This window comes from Flagellimonas sp. (genome assembly GCF_965222555.1).
In the GTDB taxonomy this organism is placed as follows: Bacteria; Bacteroidota; Bacteroidia; order Flavobacteriales; family Flavobacteriaceae; genus Flagellimonas.
This window is the reverse complement of record NZ_CBDCUG010000005.1, coordinates 1,444,430-1,465,073: the sequence shown is the minus strand read 5'-3', so window position 1 is coordinate 1,465,073 and position 20,644 is coordinate 1,444,430. Positions and strand designations below refer to the sequence as shown.

Below are 20,644 nucleotides of genomic sequence, written 5' to 3'. Positions count from 1 at the left end.
AACTATCCTATTTTTTTGAACAATACACATGCATTGTGTCCACCAAAACCAAAAGTGTTGCTCATGGCCACGTTCACCTCACGTTCTTGAGCCTTATTTAAGGTCAAGTTTAACGATGGGTCTATATTTTCATCAACTACACTATGGTTTATTGTAGGTGGCACCAAACTATGTTCCATGGCCAATATGGAGGCAATGGCTTCAATAGCTCCTGCAGCACCCAACAAATGTCCTGTCATGGACTTTGTAGAGTTGATATTAATGTTGGAAGCATGTTCCCCGAATACTTTGGATATAGCTATTAACTCGGCCACATCTCCAAGTGGGGTTGATGTTCCGTGTGTATTTATGGCATCTACATCCTCCGGTTTCATGCCAGCGTTTTGCAGGCAATTTTCCATCACTTTTACCACTCCAATTCCTTCTGGATGAGGAGCGGTCATATGGTGGGCATCACTAGAAAGTCCTCCACCAACAACTTCTGCATATATTTTTGCTCCCCTGGCTTTGGCATGTTCGTATTCTTCAAGAATCAAGGCACCTGCACCTTCTCCCAAAACAAAACCATCCCTTGTAGCATCAAAAGGTCTTGATGCCGATTCTGGGCTTTCGTTTCTTGTGGACAAAGCATGCATGGCATTGAACCCGCCCATACCAGCTATGGTTACAGCGGCTTCACTTCCACCGGTAACAATTACATCACAATGGCCTAGTCTGATATAATTGAGAGCATCAATCATTGCGTTGGCAGATGATGCGCAGGCCGAAACCGTGGTATAGTTGGGGCCCATAAATCCATGTTTTATGGAAATATTTCCTGGTGCGATGTCTGCTATCATTTTAGGGATGAAGAACGGATTGAACCGAGGAGTTCCATCACCACCTGCATATCCCATCATCTCATTTTGGAAGGTTTCCAAACCTCCAATTCCGGCACCCCAAACAACACCGACCCTAAATTTGTCGATTTTGTCCAGATCTAATCCAGAATTTATAATAGCCTCATCTGAAGAAACCAAAGCATATTGTGCAAACCTGTCCAGTTTTCTGGCCTCTTTTCTATCAAAAAAGTCTTCAGGTTTATATCCTTTAAGCTCACAGGCAAATTTGGTCTTGAACTTTTCCGTATCAAAATACGTAATTGGAGCGCATCCACTTTTACCATTCTTTAGTCCTTCCCAATAAGCCTCCAAATTGTTACCTATAGGTGTAAGTGCACCCATTCCAGTAACCACTACTCGCTTTAACTGCATTGAACTATATTTTTACCTTTAGAACCTAAATTAAAAAAAAATTATCCATGCGATGATCATCACATGGATAATTTAAAATCTTTAGTAAAATATCATAAAATTACTTCGCTTCTTCTATATAGCTAATGGCTTGACCAACAGTTGCAATGTTTTCTGCTTGATCATCTGGAATTTGAATATCAAATTCTTTCTCAAACTCCATGATAAGTTCAACAGTGTCCAAGGAATCCGCACCCAAATCGTTGGTAAAGCTTGCCTCAGCTACTACTTCATTTTCATCAACACCTAGTTTATCAACGATGATAGCCTTTACTCTTGATGCAATGTCTGACATAATTATATCGGTTTTAAAAATTTAATCGTTGGCAAAAATATAAAACTTTGGATTAAATACACCATTTGTCGATAAAATGTGCCTCAAATTAAACATCTTAGGCCATAGTATACTACTTTAGCCTGATAAATTTAATGCAAAAACCCTAGTAGCAGTCCCATAATGAAGCAAATAGTGATCTTAGCCTCGGGCAGTGGTTCAAATGCGGAAAACATTATTTCTTATTTCAATGAAAACAGTACCGTAACGGTGGCCGCAGTCTTAACTAATAAAAAAAACGCCAAGGTGCTGGAAAGGTGTGAAAGATTGGAGGTTCCGGCCTACTATTTCAACAAAAAGGCATTTTCTAGCTCTGGGAACCTCGTTCAAATGCTCCAAGGCTTAAATCCCGATTTAATAGTTTTAGCCGGGTTTTTATGGAAAATACCTCTTACGCTGATCAATGCGTTCCCCAACCAAATCATCAATATCCACCCTGCACTGCTTCCAAAATATGGTGGAAAAGGTATGTATGGGGCAAAAGTGCATCAAGCAGTGAAAGACAATTCAGAGCCCGAAACTGGGATCACCATACACTATGTAAACGAAAATTATGATGAGGGTGCTATCCTATTTCAAGCAAAGACTAAAGTGGGTCCTACGGATGATGCGGACACTATTGCCCAGAAGGTACATCAATTGGAATATGAGCATTTTCCAAAAGTGATAGAAAAATTGTTGCTAGAAGATGGCGAATAAGAAGAAGAAGTTTTATGTAGTCTGGAAAGGGAAACGCCCTGGCATCTACGAATCGTGGGATGATTGTAAAGCGCAGATTGAAGGTTTCAAAGGTTCCCAGTACAAATCTTTTTCAGCTTTTGACCAGGCCAAAAAGGCTTTTAACGGCAATTATTTGGAGTACAAGGGCAAATCCAAGGATAAAAGTGAACTATCCCCAGAAGAATTGCTGAAAATTGGAGAACCCAACTACAATTCTATTTCTGTGGATGCTGCATCCAGCGGTAATCCGGGTAGAATGGAATACCAAGGTGTGGACACCAAGACCAAAAGAACTCTTTTTAAACAAGGCCCTTTTGAGCAAGGAACCAATAATATTGGTGAGTTTTTGGCCCTTGTGCACGGTCTGGCATTTTTAAAACAGAAGAAAAGCAATCGTATAATTTATTCAGATTCCAGAATTGCCATTGGCTGGGTACGAAAGAAGAAATGTGGCACCAAACTGAAAAAAAATTCCAAAAATGCGGCAGTTTTTGAGCTGATAGAACGTGCTGAGGATTGGCTGAAAAAAAACCGTTACAACACCCCAATCGTAAAATGGGAAACCAAAGCATGGGGAGAAATTCCTGCCGATTTTGGAAGAAAATAATCCCTATAAACCCAATTTTCCAATCTTTATCTTAAAAACAGCTTCAGTTGATGCAAATGGATTGGCTAAAGTGTATATTTGCAGCAAATTTCAGGAATGGGCAAGTTGTTGATTGTTGGAAGTGTGGCCTTTGATGACATTGAGACACCTTTTGGCAAGAGCGATAAAATATTAGGTGGAGCGGGAACTTTTATAGGCTTGGCCGCTTCACAATTCAAAGTACAATCATCCGTAGTATCTGTTGTGGGCGAAGATTTTCCGCAAAGCTATCTTGATATTTTCACTGACCATAAAATCGATATCTCGGGAATAGATATTGTAAAAGGTGGAAAAACCTTCTACTGGAAAGGGAAATACCATAACGACCTAAATTCTAGGGATACTTTGATTACGGAACTCAATACCATGGCAGATTTCAATCCTGTTGTTCCAAACAACTTTAAGGATGCCGATGTGGTCATGTTGGGCAATCTTCACCCTAATATACAATTGGGTGTAATTGATCAAATGGAAAAACGACCAAAACTTATTATAGCGGACACCATGAATTTTTGGATGAACAATACATGGGACGAGTTGATGGAAGTTGTTAAACGGATTGATGTAATTACCATAAATGACGAAGAAGCGCGCCAGATGACCAATGAATATTCATTGGTAAAAGCCGCTGCTAAAATCCAGGAAATGGGTCCTAAGTATGTGGTCATTAAAAAAGGAGAGCACGGAGCACTTTTGTTCCACAAGGAGCATATTTTCTTTGCGCCCGCATTACCTTTGGAAGAGGTTTTTGACCCAACAGGTGCAGGAGACACCTTTGCGGGAGGGTTTGCAGGCCATTTGGCCGAAACCAAGAACATTTCTTTTGAAAGCATGAAGAATGCAATTATACACGGTTCCAATCTTGCTTCTTTCTGTGTTGAACGATTTGGCACAGAACGGATGATTAACCTGGAAAGGCAAGAGGTTGACAGCCGCTTATTACAGTTTAAAGAATTGACACAGTTCAATATTGAATTAACATAAATACACGCCCTGAAAATTTTCGGGGCTTTTTTTATTTTGGTTAGTTATGAGTGATGCGATTAAGCACGAATGCGGAATATCAATGATCCGTTTGCTTAAACCCTTAGAGTATTACAAAGAAAAGTACGGTACAGCTTTTTACGGAGTGAACAAAATGTACCTGATGATGGAAAAGCAGCACAACAGAGGTCAGGATGGTGCTGGTTTTGCAAGTATTAAGCTGGACATGAACGCCGGAGAACGCTATATGAGCAGGGTACGCTCCGCACAACAGCAACCCATTCAGGATATTTTTGCCCAGATCAATGACAGAATCAATACGGCCATTGAGCAAAACCCAGAATATGAAAACGATGTTGCCCTTCAAAAAAAGAACATTCCCTATATAGGAGAATTATTGATGGGTCATGTTAGATATGGAACCTTTGGGAAAAACAGCATCGAAAGTGTCCATCCATTTCTACGCCAAAACAATTGGATGCATCGTAACCTTATTGTTGCAGGTAATTTCAACCTAACAAACGTCAACGAGCTTTTCAATAATTTGGTAGAATTGGGACAGCACCCTAAAGAGTTGGCGGATACCGTTACTGTAATGGAAAAGATAGGACACTTTTTGGACGATGCGGTAGCCAAACTCTACAAACAAATAAAAAAGGAGGGGTATAACAAAAGAGAAGCATCCCCCTTGATTGCCGAGCGATTGAATGTTGCCAAAATATTGAGAAAATCTTCCAAGAATTGGGATGGTGGATATACCATGGGAGGTCTTCTGGGACATGGAGACGGATTTGTGGTTAGAGATCCCGCAGGTATCAGACCTGCCTACTTTTATAAGGATGATGAAGTTGTAGTAGTGGCGTCCGAACGACCCGTGATACAGACCGTGTTCAACGTTCCTTATGAAGATATTCGTGAGTTAGATCCAGGACATGCCTTGATCATAAAGAAAAGTGGATCCACCCGTATTGAGCAAATAAAAGAACCGGTTGAGCGCAAGGCTTGCTCTTTTGAACGCATTTATTTTTCAAGGGGAAGTGATAAGGAAATCTACCAAGAAAGAAAGATGTTGGGAAAATTGGTGTTCCCTCAAATTTTGAAATCCATTGAAGATGATTTGGGCAATACTGTTTTCTCATATATTCCCAACACTGCTGAAACCTCCTTCTTTGGAATGGTGAAAGAGGCCCAAAACTATCTCAATAAAAGAAAGGAAGAACAAATTTTGGCTCTTGGGCCAAATATTACAGGAGAAGAGTTACATAGAATCTTGGCTGTAAGGCCTCGTATTGAAAAGGTAGCCATTAAAGATGCCAAGTTACGTACCTTCATCACCCAAGATAGTAGCAGGGACGATTTGGTGGCCCATGTCTATGACATCTCTTATGGTTCTGTCAAGAAAAATGACAATCTTGTTATCATTGATGATAGTATAGTGAGAGGAACAACCCTTAAAAAGAGTATCCTCAAAATTCTAGACAGATTATCTCCTAAAAAAATCATAGTGGTTTCCTCTGCACCGCAGATTAGATATCCCGATTGTTACGGTATTGACATGGCCAAGCTGGAAGACTTTGTAGCTTTTAAAGCTGCCCAGGCGCTTCATGAAGAACATGGCACCACACATAAAATAAAGGAGATTTATGAAAAGTGTTTGACCCAGACAGAATCAAAGGATAAAGAGGTTGTGAATTATGTTCAGGAATTTTATGCTCCATTCACCGCTAATCAAATCTCTAAAAAAATTGCAGAAATACTCAGTCCTGAAGGAATAAACGCAGAGGTAGATATTATTTACCAGAACATAGAAAACCTGCACGAGGCCTGTCCCAAAAACTTGGGCGACTGGTATTTTACCGGTAACTACCCCACACCAGGCGGGAACAGGGTTGTAAATAGAGCTTTCATCAACTTCTACGAAGGAAAGAACGAAAGAGCATATTGATGCCTTGCATAAATTAAAGTTAATCCGTGCATTTCATCGATGAAATACGCAGATTATCGTGTTTTTGTACAATGGGCAAATGTCGCACCTACTTTAGTATTGCCATAGCATAAGTAGGTTAAGTTCATGGTAAGATTTGGGGCAAAAAAGGTGGAAGCTATTCCACCTTTTTTATTTTGCAGTAATCCAAACGCATCTTCTCGTAATCCTTTTCTTTAACAATAGTACTCCCTGCTGACAAGGTTGGCAATTCAACCAAATAAAAGGGGTTTCATCTAAAAGCTTTTTCAACTAGCACTCCCTTGGCTTACATTTGGAGGACCATAGCATAAGTAGGTTAAGTTCATGGTAAGATTTGGGGAAAGAAGGCGGAGAATACTCCGCCTTCTTTATGTTTGAACCTCAACGATTTATCAAATTTCCCGTCCAAAATCCATTTTGTTTTTTCTTTAAAACACAAAAAATTTCCTCAAAAACTTTTGTTATTTCTCACAATACCAGTAATTTAGTTTTGCCATAGCATAAGTAGGTTAAGTTTATGGTAAGATTTGGGACGAAAAGGGTGAGGGCTTCCTCACCCTTTTCTATTACTACATATTTATACAATAAAAAAGGGGTGCCGTAAAGGCACCCCTTTTTTATTCAGACATCTTTTGCCTATTTGTTCGATTCGTAATTTTCAGAAACTTTATCCCAATTAATTACGTTGAAGAATGCCGCAACGTAATCTGGCCTTCTGTTCTGATAGTTCAAATAATAAGCATGCTCCCAAACATCCAATCCAAGGATGGGATGACCTCCACAGCCTATTTCTGGCATAATCGGATTGTCTTGGTTTGCTGTTGAGCAGATTTCAAGTTTTCCTCCTTTGTGAACACAAAGCCATGCCCAACCAGATCCAAATCGGGTTCCTGCAGCTGCACTGAATTTCTCCTTGAAAGCATCAAAGGAACCAAACGCATCATCAATGGCAGCAGCCAAGTCTCCGCTAGGTGCGCCTCCACCGTTTGGCGACATTACTTCCCAAAACAAGGCATGATTATAAAATCCTCCACCATTGTTTCGTACTGCACCATTGGACATATCCAAATTGGATAAAATGTCCAAGATATCTTTTCCCTCTAAATCCGTTCCTGCTATGGCACCATTCAATTTAGTGGTGTATCCGTTGTGATGCTTTGTATGGTGTATTTCCATGGTCCTCGCATCTATATGTGGCTCCAAAGCATCGTATGCATAGGGCAAATTAGGTAATTCAAAAGCCATAATTATTCTGTTTTTAAGTTAATAATGATAACTGTAAAAATACGGTTTTAAGACTTATTTTTAATGCCTTTGCTAGTTAAGTTCATGTTCGTAATCCGTAATTTGCAATAAAAACATTTTTGGAGGTTTCCAATTTCGAAATATACAGTGCTTCCGCAGGTTCCGGCAAAACATATTCTTTGGCCAAAGAATATCTTAAACTATTATTGTCCAATAATTCTCCATTGAAGTTTCGCCAGATTTTGGCCATTACATTCACCAATAAGGCCGTTGGTGAAATGAAAGCTCGAATTCTTGAAAACCTTTATGCTTTTGGTATTCCCAAGGATCCAGAGAATCAAAGCAACTTGTTCAAAGAGCTTTGTCATGATCTTTCAATGAATGCAGAAGAATTGCAGCAACAAGCAAAGCTTGTGCTGAAAAGGATTTTGCACAATTATTCTTTTTTTGAGATCTCCACCATTGACAAGTTCAACCATAAAATCATAAAAACATTTGCTAGGGACCTCCAACTTTCCCAAAGTTTTGAGATTGAACTGGACACCGAACTATTATTGGAGGAAGCAGTAGGCCGATTATTGGAGCGTGCAGGAACCGATAAAGAACTCACCGAAGTTCTATTGGCATTTTCACTTGAAAAAATTGACGAGGACAAAAGTTGGAACATTACCTATGATCTAATGGAAATTGGGAAATTGCTCTTTCAGGAAAACCATTCCTCACCTATTGAAGCATTGCAATCAAAATCACTCCATGATTTTAAGGAAATCCAGCAGAAAATTGCATCACTACTAAAATCAACTGAAGCTTCGGTCATTGAAGAAGCACAAAAAATACTAGTGGAAATGGACAATCAGGGATTTGCCCCCTCTGATTTTCCAAGACAGACCTTGCCCAATCATTTTAAAAAAATAGTTGCCAAAGAGTTTAAAATCAAAATACTTTACAATAATAAATTGGGGCAAAACCTTTTAGAAGGAAAAATTCTGAAGTCCACAGATAAAAGAGATGTATCCCATTTGGCGGGTTCGGTTTTAGAATCTTTTCTGTTCATCAAAAAGAAGCTATACAAGCGAAGCTACCTTAAAAACATTTACGACAATATTGTCCCGTTGACCGTGTTAAATGAAATTGCCAAAGAAATCAAGAACATAGAAAACGAAAAGGATATTATTCCCATTTCATCCCTAAACTCTTTACTGTCCAAAGAAATTAAGGACCAACCTGTTCCATTTATTTATGAGCGAATGGGTGAAAAATATCGACATTATTTTATTGATGAGTTCCAGGACACTTCCCAAATGCAATGGGAAAATCTGATTCCGCTTATCGGCAATGCCCTTGAAAGCGAAAGCGAAAGAAAAGAATTGGGCTCTTTATTTCTTGTGGGAGATGTAAAACAGGCCATTTACCGATGGCGAGGTGGAAAGGTGGAACAGTTTCTTGATCTTTTAAATGGGAAGTCGCACCCTTTTGTGGTGGAACCAATCATTAAAACATTGGACACCAATTGGAGAAGTTACAGTGAAATCATCCAATTCAACAATGACTTTTTTACCAAGATTGCTCCATTCCTGAAGCGGGAAGACCATAGAAATCTCTTTTTGGAAGGTTGTAACCAAAAAACCAACAGCCGCACTGGAGGCTATATCCAATTATCTTTTCTGGACAAAGAAATCAAAGACAAAGAAGAAGCATACTGCCATCAAGTTTTAAAAACAATTAATGGAGTTACATCAAAAAAATATGCGTATTCGGACATCTGTATTTTAGTGCGCGACAATAAAAAAGGAATGCTTCTTGCCAATTTCTTATCACAAAAGCAAATTCCCGTTGTGTCCTCAGATTCCTTGTTGCTGAGCAACAATGAGACTGTAATTTTTCTAATTTCAATTTTAAAGGTTATTGAAAATACGAATGATAAAGAGTCCTCTTATACCATTCTTAATTTTTTAGCAAAAGAAGACACTAAAAAGCATGATTTCATAGCATCTTACATAAATAATTTAGAGGAGCTGCTTTCTAAAGGATACGACTTTCATCTTCAGAATCAAAAAGGCAGATCGGTCCTGACAGTTTTGGAGAACGCCATCATTCAATTTGATCTCCACACCAATGTTGCAGCTTACCTTAACTTTTTAATGGATGAGGTTTTAAATGTTGAGAAAAAAGATGGCCCGGGCATATATGCTTTCTTAAAACATTGGGAACTAAAAAAAGGTGTTCTTTCTATTGCCGCTCCGGATAATGCATCCGCTGTAAAGATCATGACCATCCACAAAGCAAAAGGGCTCGAGTTTCCTATTGTGATCTTTCCTTTTGCCAATTCCATTATTGATGACAAACGAAAGAAAAAGAAATCCTGGGTGCCTGCCACAACTTCAGAACAAGATTTAGGGTTGGATGAATTCCTCATCAATACCAACTCAGAAATGTTGGAGTACAACGATAGCACGGCTGAAGTATATACTGATGAAGTTGTAAAAACAGAGTTGGATGCCTTAAACATTCTTTACGTGGCCTTGACCAGGGCAGAAAAAGGCTTGTACATTATTTCCGAAACCGGAAAACCAATAAACACATTGGCCAATGCCAATTCATATTCAGATCTGTTTCAATACTTTTTGCAAGAAAAAGGCCTTCAACAAAATGACCTGGGCATCTATACTTTTGGTGATTTGGACGAAAACAGCACTCCATCGAACTTGAAAACAGATGGACAATATCACATTCAATACACAACAAGAGATAAAAAGGACAGGGATTTTACTATTTCCACCAGGTCTAGCGGGTTATGGGATGATGAAAAAAGGGATGCTATAGAAATGGGAAATTTGATTCATTTTGCACTTAGCCAAGTCAAAATAGCTGACGATGTTTCCCTGGTTCTTGAGGAACTTGAACTACTGGGGCGTATTCCAAAGGATTCTGTACAGTATGTCAAAGAAAAAGTGCTGAGTGTTGTCAACCATCCGCAATTGAACCAATATTTTTCCAATACCTATGAAATATTAAATGAACAGGAAATTTTAACCGTAAATGGTGCATCTTTGCGCCCTGATCGGGTAGTGATATCCAATAACGAAGCGACAATAATTGATTATAAAACCGGAAAACCATCTCCCTCCCATAAAGAGCAGATAACACAATATTCCATTGTATTAAAAGAGATGGGTTATAAAATTAAACATTCCATAATTGTATATATTGACCAAAAAATTAATACCATTTTTCTTTAAATAAAAACACTATGTACGGTAAAATAAAAGAACACCTGACCAATGAACTGGACGCCATAAAAGAAGCGGGGCTATTTAAAAAAGAACGTATTATAACCTCTCCGCAAGATGCGGTGATTAAAATATCTACCGGGCAAGAAGTCATCAATTTTTGTGCAAATAATTATCTTGGACTTTCTTCTCATCCAGATGTGATCCAAGCGGCTAAAGATACGCTGGATTCACATGGTTTTGGAATGTCCTCGGTTCGATTTATATGTGGCACACAGGATATCCATAAAGAACTGGAACAAAAAATAGCTGATTTTTATGGCACTGAGGACACCATTTTATATGCTGCGGCCTTTGATGCCAATGGTGGGGTTTTTGAACCTTTGTTGACCGCCGAAGATGCCATAATCTCAGATTCATTGAACCATGCTTCCATTATTGATGGGGTTCGCCTATGTAAGGCCAAGAGATATAGGTATGCCAATAATGATATGGCCGATCTGGAAGCTCAGTTAAAACAAAGCCAAGAAGACGGAGCTCGATTCAAAATCATTGTTACTGACGGTGTTTTTTCTATGGACGGACTATTGGCTCCTTTGGACAAAATTTGTGATTTGGCCGATAAGTATGATGCCCTTGTTATGATAGACGAGTGCCATTCAGCTGGGTTTATTGGAGAGACCGGAAGAGGCACACTAGAAGAAAAAGGGGTTATGGACAGGATTGATATTATAACGGGGACCTTGGGCAAGGCTCTGGGAGGTGCTATGGGTGGATATACCACCGGCAAAAAGGAAATTATAGAAATTCTCCGCCAAAGGTCGCGCCCGTATCTATTTTCCAATTCCTTGGCACCAGCCATAGTTGGGGCTTCCATAAAGGTGTTTGACATGTTGGACAGGGACACTTCATTGAGGGATAAGCTTCAAAAAAATACAGAATACTTCAAGAAAGGTATGAAAAAAGCCGGGTTTGATATTATTGATGGGGACTCCGCCATTGTTCCAGTTATGCTGTATGATGCCAAGCTATCCCAACAAATGGCAGATATGCTTTTGGAGAAAGGCATATATGTCATTGGGTTTTTCTTTCCGGTGGTGCCAAAAGGTAAGGCCCGAATCCGTGTACAGTTATCTGCTGCACATGAAAAGCATCATCTAGACCAAGCGATAAATGCATTCATTGAGGTGGGAAAAGCTCTGAAAATCGTTGAAATGCAGTAAAACTTCCATGTAATGCAGCAAAAAAAAAGAAAATTTGATTTTGTTAATAAGTCTTAACAACTTACATTTGCTGCTGATAAACACTTAAACTTAAAATTTTGAGCATGAAACATCTTAGCAAATTATTGGTTGTTGCCCTAGTCTTTTTGGGCGTAAACAACATACAAGCGCAAGACGAGAATAATCCATGGCAGATTAGTTTTGGTATAAACGCAATTGACGCTTATCCAACTAACGACGAAAACAACGCGTTTTCGAGCACAACACTATTTGACGAGTACTTCAACGTCTCTGACCACTGGAACATCTTGCCTTCTGTTTCTTACGTATCCGTATCCAAATATATTGGAGATGGTTTTTCTGTAGGTGCTAAAGGTTCTTTAAATAGAATTGAAAAAATAGGCGACCAAGGAGTTGATGATTTATCTCACTACGCTATAGATGGAACCATCAAGTACAACTTCCTAAAGAACACTACTATTGACCCTTTTGTTGAGATTGGTGGTGGTTACACTTGGGTTGATGAAATTGGAGCTGGTACCGCTAACGGTGGTGTAGGTGTAAACTTCTGGTTTTCAGAAAACATTGGTCTTACCCTACAAACACAGTATAAGCATGCCTTTGAAGATTACTTGATCAAGCATTTCCAGCACATGGCAGGTATTAGCATCAAGTTTGGTGGTACAGATACTGATGGTGATGGAATCTATGACAAAGATGATGCTTGTCCAGAGGTTGCTGGTCTTGCTGCTTTCAACGGTTGTCCTGACGCTGACGGTGACGGTATCGAAGATAGCAAAGATAGCTGCCCTAACGAAGCTGGTTCTAAAGAAATGAACGGTTGTCCTGATGCTGATGGTGACGGTGTTGCTGACAAAGACGATGCTTGTCCTAACGAAGCTGGTCTTGCTGCACTAGCAGGTTGTCCCGATGCTGACGGTGACGGTGTTGCTGATAAAGATGATCAGTGTCCTAACGAAGCTGGTCCTGCCGAAAACAACGGTTGCCCTTGGCCAGATGCTGACGGTGACGGTGTTCTTGACAAAGACGATCAGTGTCCACAAGTAGCAGGTACTGTAGCTAACAATGGTTGTCCTGAGGTTACTGAAGAAGTTCAGAAGCAATTGAACGACTACGCAAGAACTATCTTGTTTGATACTGGTAGATCTTCTATCAAAGCAGAATCTACTTCTGTAATGGTTGATATCATCCAAATCTTGAACGAGTATCCTAACGCTAAGTTTACTGTTGAAGGTCACACTGATAGTGTAGGTAGTGGTAAATTGAACCAGTCACTTTCTGAAAAGAGAGCTAACGCTGTTAGAGATTTCTTAGTTGACAAAGGAATTTCTGCTAACAGATTGACTGCAATTGGTTATGGTGAAGACAAGCCAATCGCTACCAACAACACAAGAGCTGGTAGAAAGCAAAACAGAAGAGTTGAAATCAACTTGGTAAAATAAGAAGAGAACTTTAGTTTTCTTTTCAAAAAAAGGCCTTGCAATTGCAAGGCCTTTTTTATTTTTAATCCATGCACCAAAGTTTTCTTGAATATGTTTTGGATGACCTAGAGGGAAAAAGCATTCCTATTGAGGCGTGTACTTATGTTCTTCCAAGTAAACGTTCCGGAACATTTTTAAAAAAGTACATTTCAAGTCGGTTCACCAAAAACATTTTTAGCCCGGAAGTCTTATCCATTGAAGATTTTGTGGCCCAAATTGCCGGCATTACCACTGCTCCAACCATAGACCTCCTCCTTGAACTTTATAACGCGTACCAAGCTTCCAAAATTGAGGTACATGACGACTTTTTAACGTTCTTAAAATGGGGACAAACATTATTGCAGGATTTTAATGAAATTGATAGATACCTCATTCCTGCAAAAGATATTCTCAACTATCTATCCGCTATAAAAGAATTGAACCACTGGTCGCTAAAAAAGGACAAAACCAATCTGGTAGAAAACTATCTATTGTTCTGGAATCATCTAGAATCACTATACGCTGCGTTTTCAAAAAGTCTCTTAGCACAGCAAAAAGGATATCAAGGCCTGGTTTATAGAACCGCTGTCAACAAACTACAAAATAGCCTAGAAAGCAACACGGAAAATCCGATTGTATTCGTTGGATTCAATGCCCTTAATACTGCCGAATCCCAAATAATTCAAAATTATCTTGAGCAACCTAATAATCATATCTATTGGGATATTGATTCTTACTTTCTAGATGATCCTTTTCATGATGCGGGACTTTTCATCAGAAATTATAAACGGGAATGGCCATACTACCGCACAAGAAATATTCTTGGTGCCCAGAGTAGTTTTTTATCCCCAAAAAGTATTTCCGTAACGGGTGTTCCCAAAAGTATTTCCCAAGCCAAATACGCAGGGAAATTATTACAGGATATTCATATTTCATCCAAAGAAGGAATTCAGAACACGGCACTTGTCCTAGCAGATGAATCTTTGCTAAATCCAATGCTTCAAGCCATCCCGTCCTCGATTGACCAAGTAAACATAACAATGGGGTTGCCCCTTAACAAAACCGTTCTTTATTCTTTTTTTCTATCATTTTTGGAGCTCAGTATTTCCAGAACAAAAAAAGGATGGTTCTATAAAGATGTCCTTAAATTCATTGCCAATCCCTATAGCGAAACCATTTCAGCATCTGAAAAAAATAATCCAGTAAAAGTTATTGGCAAAAACATCAAAGAGCTCAATTGGGTCTATATTACTTCAAATGACCTGTCGGACCATACCTCCTCAAATTATGTAGAAGCCGTATTTCCTAACCAAAGTGGCTCTCCTTTACAATGGATTGAAAATTGCTTGTTGCTTGTCAAAATGTTGAAGGACATTTTTCAAGAGGAAAAGAATGCCATGGAGTTGGAATATTTATACCGATTCTATACACTATTTAACCAACTAAAACAACAGGTAAGTACTCTTGATTTTATTACAGACCTAAAATCCATCAAGAGCTTTTTTAAACAACTTGCATCAACAGAAGCATTGGATTTTATAGGAGAACCGCTCTCAGGTCTTCAAATAATGGGGATGCTTGAGAGCAGAAACCTTGACTTTGAAACGGTTATAATAACTTCGATAAATGAGGGCATTCTACCCTCGGGAAAATCCAACAATTCCTTTATTCCTTTTGATGTAAAACGGGAATATGGCCTTCCCACCTATAAAGAAAAAGATGCCATATACACCTACCACTTTTACAGATTATTGCAGCGGGCAAAAAATATATATCTTATCTACAATACCGAAACAGATGTGCTGGAAGGTGGTGAAAAAAGTAGGTTGATATCCCAATTGCTAACGGATCAAAATATAGCATATAACATTACCCATACTATTGCATCACCAGAGGTTAAAATTTCCCCTTTGCCATCCGACAGAGTCCTTAAAACATCCTTGTTACTCCAAGACATAAAAGAACTGGCAAGCCATGGGTTTTCACCAACATCACTTAGCAATTACATCAGAAACCCAATCGAGTTTTATAAAAAGAGTATTCTTAAAATCCGTGACCTGGATGAAGTGGAAGAGAATATCGCGGCCAATACTTTTGGAACCATTGTACACGACAGTTTGGAACAACTGTACCAACCGTTTATTGGCAAGCTATTGACCATCCAAAATATTTCCTCATTAAATTCTATAGTTCCAGAGGTTGTTAAAATTCATTTTCAAAAGAATTTACCTGGCATTGATATCAACAAAGGAAAATTTCTATTGGTGTACAGCGTAATTGTAAAATACCTCAGAAATTTTATCGATAAGGAGAAAGAACAGCTCTCAAGACATGAAATTAGAATTCTAGGTCTTGAAGAAAAGTATGAAGTTGCATTGAATATTCCAGGGCTGGATTTCCCCATAAAACTCAAAGGAACTTTGGACAGGGTAGACGAGGTTAATGGCATTATACGAATTGTGGACTATAAAACAGGGAGGGTTGAACCTAGAAATGTCAAAATTGCCGAATGGGAAGAGTTGATTTCCAATTATGATAAAAGTAAGGCTTTCCAGCTTTTATGCTATTCGTATATGTATTCGGAAAAAAATCCTGCCCGTGAACTCCAGGCTGGGATTTATTCTTTCAAAAATCTGAACCAAGGCTTTATGTCCTTTTCTTCAAATGGAAATATAATCACAACCGAGGTCTTGAAAACGTTTGAAACGTATCTGCAAAAGTTGATTCTGGAAATATGCAATCCCGATATCCCATTTATGGAAAAGGAGGTTTGAATTATTTTAAATCAGGTCGTGTAGGCCGGACTTCTATCTTGCTTGGCAATGTACGTGGGTGCATCTGTAATAAATCCACCACAAGTTTTCCAATGTCCATTGGTTGTATTTTCCAAGCATCCTTTTCCGAAGGTTCATTGTCATTAAAATAAGTCGCAACCGAACCGGGCATAATGGTGGTCACCTTAATATTATATTTCCGTAAATCCAACATGGCTGCTTGGGTAAAACCTACAACTCCAAACTTGGTAGCATTGTAGCCAGCTCCCTGTGCAAAAAAGTTGGTTCCCGCCAAACTTGCCAAGGTCATATAATAGCCTTCTGAAACCTTCAACGCCCCAACCGAAGCCTTCAACGTATGGAAAACCCCATTAAGGTTGGTATTTATCATTTGGTGCCACTTCCCTTCTTCCATCTCATCAATCGGTGCAAAATGACCAACTCCCGCGTTGGCCAAAACCAAATCCAATTGACCCCACTTGTCCAATATTTGCTGCACTGCTTTTTCTTCATCACCCAAAACAGTTACATCAGAACATATTCCAAGGACATTTTCATTGGCATCCAATCCTTTGATTGCTCCTTCAACACCATCCCAATTTCTCCCGCTTATGGCAACTTTCATTCCCTGATCAAGAAGACATCTGGCCACACCAAGCCCAATTCCTTTCGTGCCTCCTGTAATGTAAGCAACTTTGTTCTCTAGTTTCATATCTCATCATTTTTTATAAATGTATAAAGATTTTAGGCAGATTAAAGTATATCCCGGTTTAAGCAATAATAATATTGAGATGGGCAAAATAACTTCTTGCCATTTGGGGCTTGCTGGTCTAAATTGGTCAGACTATTTATCAATATCATAAATGAGACTGTCGATTAAAATATTTTTCATTCTATTGGCAATGCATTTTATAAGTTGTCAAACAAAAGAATACCATTTGTATGTAGGTGATAGTTCCCTGGAATCTACCGACCTCTCATTCAATAAAATACAGGATGCCCTTACCAAAGCAAGACAAATTCGTGAAGACAACAAAACATCCAAGCTTATCATTCATCTGTCTTCAGGAAACCATTATTTGGAATCTCCCCTGTCGATTACACCCAAGCTCAATGGACTACAAATAATTGGGCCAAAGGACGGTATTGCAGTAATTAAAGGGTCCCAAAAATTAGTATTTGACTGGAGAAAATACTCTGATGATATATGGATGACCACATTTCCGGAAAGCCTCTCCTTTGATCAAATGTTTGTAAATGGCAAAAAGCAGATTTTGGCCAGATATCCCAACTATGATGAAAATGGTGGGCATTGGCATGGCCATGCCGAAGATGCTTTTGCACCTGAACGTGTTGAAAGTTGGAATAATCCCATTGGAGCTATTATCCATGCTATGCATGGTGCCGAATGGGGTGGCTACCATTATATGGTTTCAGAAATTGATGAAAACGGAAAACCGGTTCTAAAAGGAGGGCATCAAAACAACCGTCCCAGTGCGGGAATGCACAAAAAATATCGAATGGTCGAAAATGTATTTGAGGAATTGGATGCCCCTGGAGAATGGTTTTTGGACAGCAATACCCAAACCCTTTATCATTGGCCAGAAAAAGATGTTGACATCAATAGTGCTATTGTAGAGGGGGTACACCTTAAACATTTAATCAATATAAAAGGAGAAGAGAAAAATCCGGTAAAAGATATCTCAATTGAAGGAGTACAGTTTGAGCATGCAAAAAGGACCATTATGGAATCTTATGAGCCCTTATTGCGCAGTGACTGGACCATATATAGAGGTGGAGCAGTATTCATTGAAGGGTCAGAAGGAGTTACGATCAAAGATTGTGAATTTTCCAATCTAGGGGGAAATGCGGTTTTTGTTAGCAATTATAACAACGGAACCCGTCTTATTGGAAACCATATCCATGATTGTGGGGCTTCTGCCATTAGTTTTGTTGGAAACCCATCGGCCGTGCGTTCTCCCTCTTTTCAGTATCGCGAATTTGTATCATTTGAGGAACTGGACACCATCAAAGGCCCGGCAAACAATGCCTATCCCAGAGCCGGTTGGGTAGATAACAATCTCATATACAGAATAGGAAGATTAGAAAAACAAACAGCTGGGGTGCAGATATCCATGGCCATGGATATCACTGTAAGCAATAATAGTATTTATGATGTCCCAAGGGCTGGAATAAACATCAGTGAAGGTACCTGGGGAGGTCACGTGATAACCTATAACGATGTTTTCAATACCGTGTTGGAATCTGGTGATCATGGGTCTTTCAATTCTTGGGGAAGAGATCGGTTTTGGCATCCAAATAGAAAAATCATGGATCAGATGGTCCTCGAAAATCCTGACATGCCTCTCTGGGATGCCATAAAAACCACGGTCATCAAAAATAATAGGTTTAGATGTGATCATGGATGGGATATTGATTTGGACGATGGCTCCTCAAACTATGAAATCTATAATAACCTATGTCTGAACGGTGGTCTCAAATTGCGGGAAGGGTTTTACAGAACCGTTGAGAACAACATTATGGTTAACAATGGTTTTCACCCACATGTGTGGTTTAAGAACAGTGGTGATGTATTTCGTAAAAACATTGTGCTAACAGATCACAAGGATATTCGTTTACAGGAATGGGGAAAGGAAGTGGACTATAATCTTTTTCCAGATGAAGAGGCCCTCTTGGATGCACAAAAGAACCGTGTTGACATGAACAGCATTTTTGGTGACCCAAAGTTTGTTGATCCAGAAAATGGCAATTATTTGGTGGAAGAGGGCTCCCCTGCCTTGACACTTGGCTTTAAGAATTTCGCGATTGACAGCTTCGGGGTGAAAAAACCCGCTTTGCGGAAATTGGCCAAAACACCTGAAATACCCACACTATGGTCCATTTCTAATTCAAAAAAATCAGGAAGCACAACCATGGTATGGCTTGGAGGACATCTAAAAAACATCGAGACCCTAGCAGAAAGATCTGCCTCAGGACTTGATAAAACCTCTGGAGTGCTAATCACTAGGATTGACCCACAAAGCATCCTGTCCAACTCTAAACTGGAAATTGGAGATGTCATTATCAGTGGCGAGGGAGCAGAGATAAACACCATAAAGGATTTGATGAAACTATATCAACAGCACAGTTGGCGAGGTGCTCTTAATCTTGAAATCTTTAGAAATCAAAAAAAGAACGAAATTAGAGTACAATTGAAAAAATAGTGCGATTCAGCATACATCTCCTTGACCCATGAGCTAACCAAGGGTATATGCGTTAGCGCATAGTGTAGTTTGAGCAAAATATAATAGGTAACCATTTAAATGGATAACAGTAGACGAAACTTTGTCAAGAAAGTTGGAGCGGCTTCCACCTTTACCATTTTACCAGTAGGAAGCATCTTTGCCAATCAGATGACCATCTTTGAAATGGAAAATGGGATTCCAACCCCAACTCCAGCACAACTGGTCTGGCAGGACTGCGAAGTGGGTGTCCTGTTTCATTTCGATATATCCATACTCGCCGGAGATTATTCACCGAACAATACTTCAAAAAAGGTTTTCGACCCGCAAGTGTACAACCCCTCAAAACTTGATACTGATCAATGGGTGAAAGCCGCGAAGGCAGCTGGTGCAACATATGCCATTTTCACCGCCACCCATTTCAACGGCTTCATGCAATGGCAAAGCGACCTTTATCCATATGGACTAAAACAATCACCATGGCGTAATGGAAAAGGTGACATTGTTGGCGATTTTGTGGCTTCGTGCCGTAAGGCTGGTATCAAACCGGGAATCTATATAAGTACCCATAGAAATTTCTATCAAGGTCTTTGGGGCCATTTTGTTGACTGGGGAAGTGGGAAGGGCACAGAAAAGCAGAAGATATTTAATCGTTTGGCGGAAAAAATGACCGAAGAAATTTGCTCAAAATATGGTGAGCTTATACAGATTTGGTATGACGCAGGGGTAAAGTTGCCCCATGAAGGAGGTCCGAACGTATTGCCCATTTTTGAAAAACACCAGCCCAATTCCATATTCTACAACTCTTCCAAAAGAAGTGACCATCGTTGGGTGGGAAATGAAGCAGGTTATGCCGCTTACCCATGTTGGTCCACAATGCCCGTAGGGGAAAATCAATCACACAACGGCAAAAGCTGGAAACCTATACTTGATACGGGAGACCCCAATGGAAAAATATGGTCCCCCGCAATGGTCGATGTTCCGTTACGGGGGGCAAATGGAATTCACAATTGGTTTTGGAATCCCGATCAGGAACATGGGATTTACTCTACTGAAAAACTGGTGGACATGTATTACAAATCAGTAGGGCATAATAGCAATCTTCTTCTAGGAGTAGTCGTAAATCCTGATGGGCTCGTTCCAGAGCCTGATCTTATAAGGTTACAAGAATTCGGAAGTGAAATAGAACGTAGGTTTTCCACCCCTGTGGCAACGACTTCAGGTTCGGGAAAAAAGCTAAATCTGAAAATCGGGAAAAAACAAAAGATAGACCATATAGTGCTCATGGAGGACATTACCCATGGAGAACGCGTACGAGCATTTAAGGTCGAAGGAAAAACCAACAAGGGTTGGAAAACCCTAACAAAAGGAAGTTGCATCGGCCATAAGTATATCGCGAAGCTCGATGTGACCGAAGTGTCATCGCTGAGGCTGATTATAGATAAAAGTATCGCAACTCCAATGATCAAAGAATTCTCCATATATAAAACCGACTGAATGTAGGTTT

At 39.5% G+C, this 20,644-nt stretch carries 14 protein-coding genes; 10 read left to right on the top strand and 4 right to left on the bottom strand.

Translation table 11 applies throughout. From position 1 onward, the window contains the following. Positions 1–2: 2 nt before the first annotated feature. Complete coding sequence (gene fabF, locus ACOQO1_RS14940; protein WP_420603681.1) at positions 3–1,253, bottom strand: beta-ketoacyl-ACP synthase II; 1,251 nt, start codon at positions 1,251–1,253, stop codon at positions 3–5. Positions 1,254–1,353: 100 nt separating this feature from the next. Then, the gene (locus tag ACOQO1_RS14935; RefSeq protein WP_009778413.1) at positions 1,354–1,587 is read right to left on the bottom strand and encodes an acyl carrier protein; all 234 of its coding nucleotides are present in this window, start codon (positions 1,585–1,587) and stop codon (positions 1,354–1,356) included. Between the two features lie 162 nt (positions 1,588–1,749). Here ACOQO1_RS14935 and purN point away from each other — a divergent pair, with 162 nt between their 5' ends. The 4 genes from purN (at position 1,750) to ACOQO1_RS14915 (ending at position 5,921) form a co-directional block, all read left to right on the top strand. Next, positions 1,750–2,325, top strand: a complete 576-nt coding sequence (purN, locus tag ACOQO1_RS14930; RefSeq protein WP_420603680.1) for a phosphoribosylglycinamide formyltransferase — start codon at positions 1,750–1,752, stop codon at positions 2,323–2,325. Then, complete coding sequence (locus ACOQO1_RS14925) at positions 2,315–2,953, top strand: viroplasmin family protein (RefSeq protein WP_420603679.1); 639 nt, start codon at positions 2,315–2,317, stop codon at positions 2,951–2,953. Before purN ends, ACOQO1_RS14925 begins: the two co-directional genes overlap by 11 nt. 96 nt (positions 2,954–3,049) lie before the next feature. Beyond that, positions 3,050–3,976 carry a PfkB family carbohydrate kinase gene (locus ACOQO1_RS14920; protein WP_420603678.1) on the top strand — a complete coding sequence of 309 codons (927 nt, stop codon included), beginning with the start codon at positions 3,050–3,052 and terminating at the stop codon, positions 3,974–3,976. Positions 3,977–4,022: 46 nt separating this feature from the next. Then, positions 4,023–5,921, top strand: coding sequence for an amidophosphoribosyltransferase (locus ACOQO1_RS14915; RefSeq protein ID WP_420603677.1), 1,899 nt, complete (start codon positions 4,023–4,025; stop codon positions 5,919–5,921). A 657-nt stretch (positions 5,922–6,578) separates the two neighbouring features. Here ACOQO1_RS14915 and ACOQO1_RS14910 read toward each other — a convergent pair. Further along, the gene (locus ACOQO1_RS14910; protein ID WP_420603676.1) at positions 6,579–7,187 is read right to left on the bottom strand and encodes a superoxide dismutase; all 609 of its coding nucleotides are present in this window, start codon (positions 7,185–7,187) and stop codon (positions 6,579–6,581) included. A 119-nt stretch (positions 7,188–7,306) separates the two neighbouring features. Here ACOQO1_RS14910 and ACOQO1_RS14905 point away from each other — a divergent pair, with 119 nt between their 5' ends. The 4 genes from ACOQO1_RS14905 (at position 7,307) to ACOQO1_RS14890 (ending at position 15,895) form a co-directional block, all read left to right on the top strand. Beyond that, entirely contained in the window at positions 7,307–10,426 is a 3,120-nt protein-coding gene (locus ACOQO1_RS14905; protein ID WP_420603675.1) for a UvrD-helicase domain-containing protein, read from the top strand. An 11-nt stretch (positions 10,427–10,437) separates the two neighbouring features. After that, positions 10,438–11,640, top strand: a complete 1,203-nt coding sequence (gene kbl / locus ACOQO1_RS14900) for a glycine C-acetyltransferase (RefSeq protein WP_420603674.1) — start codon at positions 10,438–10,440, stop codon at positions 11,638–11,640. A gap of 104 nt (positions 11,641–11,744) precedes the next feature. Further along, complete coding sequence (locus ACOQO1_RS14895; RefSeq protein WP_420603673.1) at positions 11,745–13,103, top strand: OmpA family protein; 1,359 nt, start codon at positions 11,745–11,747, stop codon at positions 13,101–13,103. 68 nt (positions 13,104–13,171) lie between these two features. Beyond that, on the top strand, positions 13,172–15,895 hold the full coding sequence (locus ACOQO1_RS14890; protein WP_420603672.1) for a PD-(D/E)XK nuclease family protein: 2,724 nt from the start codon (positions 13,172–13,174) through the stop codon (positions 15,893–15,895). A 1-nt stretch (position 15,896) separates the two neighbouring features. Here ACOQO1_RS14890 and ACOQO1_RS14885 read toward each other — a convergent pair whose 3' ends face one another. Continuing rightward, positions 15,897–16,607 (bottom strand): SDR family oxidoreductase, encoded by a 711-nt coding sequence (locus ACOQO1_RS14885; RefSeq protein WP_420603671.1) that lies wholly within the window; start codon positions 16,605–16,607, stop codon positions 15,897–15,899. Between the two features lie 190 nt (positions 16,608–16,797). Here ACOQO1_RS14885 and ACOQO1_RS14880 point away from each other — a divergent pair, with 190 nt between their 5' ends. Both ACOQO1_RS14880 and ACOQO1_RS14875 read left to right on the top strand, forming a co-directional pair. Then, on the top strand, positions 16,798–19,119 hold the full coding sequence (locus ACOQO1_RS14880) for a right-handed parallel beta-helix repeat-containing protein (protein ID WP_420603670.1): 2,322 nt from the start codon (positions 16,798–16,800) through the stop codon (positions 19,117–19,119). Between the two features lie 99 nt (positions 19,120–19,218). Then, a complete protein-coding gene (locus tag ACOQO1_RS14875; protein WP_420603669.1) occupies positions 19,219–20,634 on the top strand; it encodes an alpha-L-fucosidase in 1,416 nt (471 codons plus the stop codon). Positions 20,635–20,644: the final 10 nt, after the last annotated feature.

Excerpts from the sequence above, each read along its gene's own strand:
- fabF (WP_420603681.1), bottom strand. The coding sequence starts at position 1,253 with ATGCAGTTAAAGCGAGTAGTGGTTACTGGAATGGGTGCACTTACACCT.
- ACOQO1_RS14935 (WP_009778413.1), bottom strand. The coding sequence starts at position 1,587 with ATGTCAGACATTGCATCAAGAGTAAAGGCTATCATCGTTGATAAACTA.
- purN (WP_420603680.1), top strand. The coding sequence starts at position 1,750 with ATGAAGCAAATAGTGATCTTAGCCTCGGGCAGTGGTTCAAATGCGGAA.
- ACOQO1_RS14925 (WP_420603679.1), top strand. The coding sequence starts at position 2,315 with ATGGCGAATAAGAAGAAGAAGTTTTATGTAGTCTGGAAAGGGAAACGC.
- ACOQO1_RS14920 (WP_420603678.1), top strand. The coding sequence starts at position 3,050 with ATGGGCAAGTTGTTGATTGTTGGAAGTGTGGCCTTTGATGACATTGAG.
- ACOQO1_RS14915 (WP_420603677.1), top strand. The coding sequence starts at position 4,023 with ATGAGTGATGCGATTAAGCACGAATGCGGAATATCAATGATCCGTTTG.
- ACOQO1_RS14910 (WP_420603676.1), bottom strand. The coding sequence starts at position 7,187 with ATGGCTTTTGAATTACCTAATTTGCCCTATGCATACGATGCTTTGGAG.
- kbl (WP_420603674.1), top strand. The coding sequence starts at position 10,438 with ATGTACGGTAAAATAAAAGAACACCTGACCAATGAACTGGACGCCATA.
- ACOQO1_RS14895 (WP_420603673.1), top strand. The coding sequence starts at position 11,745 with ATGAAACATCTTAGCAAATTATTGGTTGTTGCCCTAGTCTTTTTGGGC.
- ACOQO1_RS14890 (WP_420603672.1), top strand. The coding sequence starts at position 13,172 with ATGCACCAAAGTTTTCTTGAATATGTTTTGGATGACCTAGAGGGAAAA.
- ACOQO1_RS14885 (WP_420603671.1), bottom strand. The coding sequence starts at position 16,607 with ATGAAACTAGAGAACAAAGTTGCTTACATTACAGGAGGCACGAAAGGA.
- ACOQO1_RS14880 (WP_420603670.1), top strand. The coding sequence starts at position 16,798 with ATGCATTTTATAAGTTGTCAAACAAAAGAATACCATTTGTATGTAGGT.
- ACOQO1_RS14875 (WP_420603669.1), top strand. The coding sequence starts at position 19,219 with ATGGATAACAGTAGACGAAACTTTGTCAAGAAAGTTGGAGCGGCTTCC.